This window comes from Deltaproteobacteria bacterium, from assembly GCA_011773515.1.
Lineage (GTDB): Bacteria > Desulfobacterota > Deferrimicrobia > J040 > J040 > WVXK01.
Map to the genome: position 1 here is coordinate 58,169 of WVXK01000093.1, position 1,919 is coordinate 60,087.

Here is a 1,919-nt window from a genome sequence, read left to right on the forward strand (position 1 = left end):
GGCGCCATTGCCATGCGCATGATTGCGGAGCAGGAGCTTCAGGAGACGAACCGGCAGCTGGTGGTTGAGCGCCAGACTCTCCAGGAGACCAACACGGCCCTGAGAACCGTCCTGGCCAGGATTGAGGAGGAAAAACGTGAGATCCACCGGGACATCCGGGATAACGTGGAGAAAGTACTGATGCCGATCCTAAACGAGCTCTTCATTGCCGTGCCCAAATCCCAGAGGAAGTTCGTCGAGCTCATTCAGGACAACCTCGAGGAGATCACATCCCCCTTCGTTAGCAACCTGTCGAAGAAGTTTCAGGTTCTGACGCCCACGGAGATCCAGATCTGCACCATGATCAAGAGCGGACTGCGGACCAAGGAGATCGCCGAACTGCGCGGGGTCTCACCGGCCACCATCAACAGGCACCGGGAGCGGATCCGGCAGAAACTGGGAATCAACAACAGCGACGTCAACCTGGCCACCTTTCTGAGGACGAACATGCACGCGTCCGGATGAAGGGTCAGTTCCCATTTTCTCACATTTTACAGAGCCGTTACGTAGCCAGTTGCCCGTTTTCCCTCATGGGAGTGGTGTGAAAACCTGAGGATATGGGAACTGACCCCACTTGACCCGAATATGGAAAGGAGATGTAAAATGCTGAAAGATTTCAAGGAATTTGCCATGAGAGGCAATGTCATCGACATGGCGGTTGGAATTGTAATCGGGGCGGCCTTCGGTGCGATCGTCAAGTCCTTAGTTGCTGATGTGATCATGCCACCAATCGGCTTGTTGCTCGGCAAGGTCGATTTCTCAAACCTCTTCATCGTTCTCAAGGGGGGATCGACTCCCGGCCCTTTCCCCACCCTGGCGGCTGCGAATGAGGCGGGGGCAGTAACCCTCAATTACGGCCTGTTCATCAACACGATCATCAGCTTCCTCATCATTGCCTTTGCCATATTCATGGTTATCCGCGCCATGAACAAGCTCAAGAGGGCAGAGGAAGCCGTTCAGCCCGAGGAGCCGACGACTAAGGAGTGTGAATACTGTTATTCGACCATTCCGATCAAAGCCGTCCGCTGCGGGCACTGCACATCGGAGGTGAGGGTAGCTTAGATTCCGGGGCCTGAAGGGTCAGTTCCCATTTTCTCACATTTTACAGAGCCATTGCGCGCCGGTTACCCGTTCTCCCTCATGGGAGCGGTGTGAAAACCTGAGGATATGGGAACTGACCCCACTTGTGCGACTAGATTTTTAGTTGCTTTCGCTCTTCTCAGTTCCGCTAGGAATTTGGTGGAGGTAACCACAGTAAGGGCATTCTGCCTCAACAAAAAGCTCACTTGTCGGCTCGATCGAAACAGTAAATATCTCGTTACAGGAGATGCAAAACTCTTCCCTTTTGTTTGCTGAAGTTTTCTCGTCCATTCCATCCCCCTTTCCCATTGTTGCCTTTTTCTGAAAGAAACCTCATATCACGAGTTTTCTGGAGTCTTATTTTAATTGGTCCCATGTGCAAAACAAAAGCCGGCACTATACCGCATCCTGCCAGGGACTTCTCAATGCCTGTTTTTCATTGCGACACTTTTGTTCAATTCATATAAAGAGTGTGTCAGCGTGAATCAATTGGAAATGGCTTTCGGGAGGAAAACGTCATTTCACCTGCCCGCCCGCGTGAGGAGGAGTTTACTGCAGTGGCGACGAAAACTGTCCGTTGGATAACTAAAATCTACAATTTATTCCAGTATGATGTCAACAAGATATGCTATTCGGGTTTCGAATTCTCAGTTTCGAAGGCACATTGATCGAGCGATAGAACTGTTTTTAGATTTTAAACTCGGAACTCTGAACTACCAATGTTCTTGGATAATGAGGTTGGTGGGCCACCCGAGACTCGAACTCGGAACCTCCTGATTAAGAGTCAGCTGCTCTGCCAA

Annotated in this window: 3 protein-coding genes and 1 pseudogene (1 of these 4 cut by a window edge); 3 read left to right on the forward strand and 1 reads right to left on the reverse strand. The window is 50.9% G+C overall.

Annotated features, from left to right (window positions below; genetic code table 11):
* The 3 genes and pseudogenes from GTN70_09885 to mscL all read left to right on the forward strand — a co-directional run.
* Window positions 1-22 (forward strand): annotated as a pseudogene (locus GTN70_09885) (hypothetical protein); it begins 416 nt to the left of the window's first position.
* Window positions 13-504, forward strand: coding sequence for a hypothetical protein (locus GTN70_09890; GenBank protein ID NIO17285.1), 492 nt, complete (start codon window positions 13-15; stop codon window positions 502-504). Before GTN70_09885 ends, GTN70_09890 begins: the two are co-directional and overlap by 10 nt.
* Before the next feature lie 138 nt (window positions 505-642).
* Window positions 643-1,101: a large-conductance mechanosensitive channel protein MscL gene (mscL, locus tag GTN70_09895; protein NIO17286.1), complete on the forward strand. Its 459-nt coding sequence runs from the start codon at window positions 643-645 to the stop codon at window positions 1,099-1,101.
* A gap of 138 nt (window positions 1,102-1,239) precedes the next feature.
* Here mscL and GTN70_09900 read toward each other — a convergent pair whose 3' ends face one another.
* The gene (locus GTN70_09900) at window positions 1,240-1,410 is read right to left on the reverse strand and encodes a hypothetical protein (GenBank protein ID NIO17287.1); all 171 of its coding nucleotides are present in this window, start codon (window positions 1,408-1,410) and stop codon (window positions 1,240-1,242) included.
* Window positions 1,411-1,919: the final 509 nt, after the last annotated feature.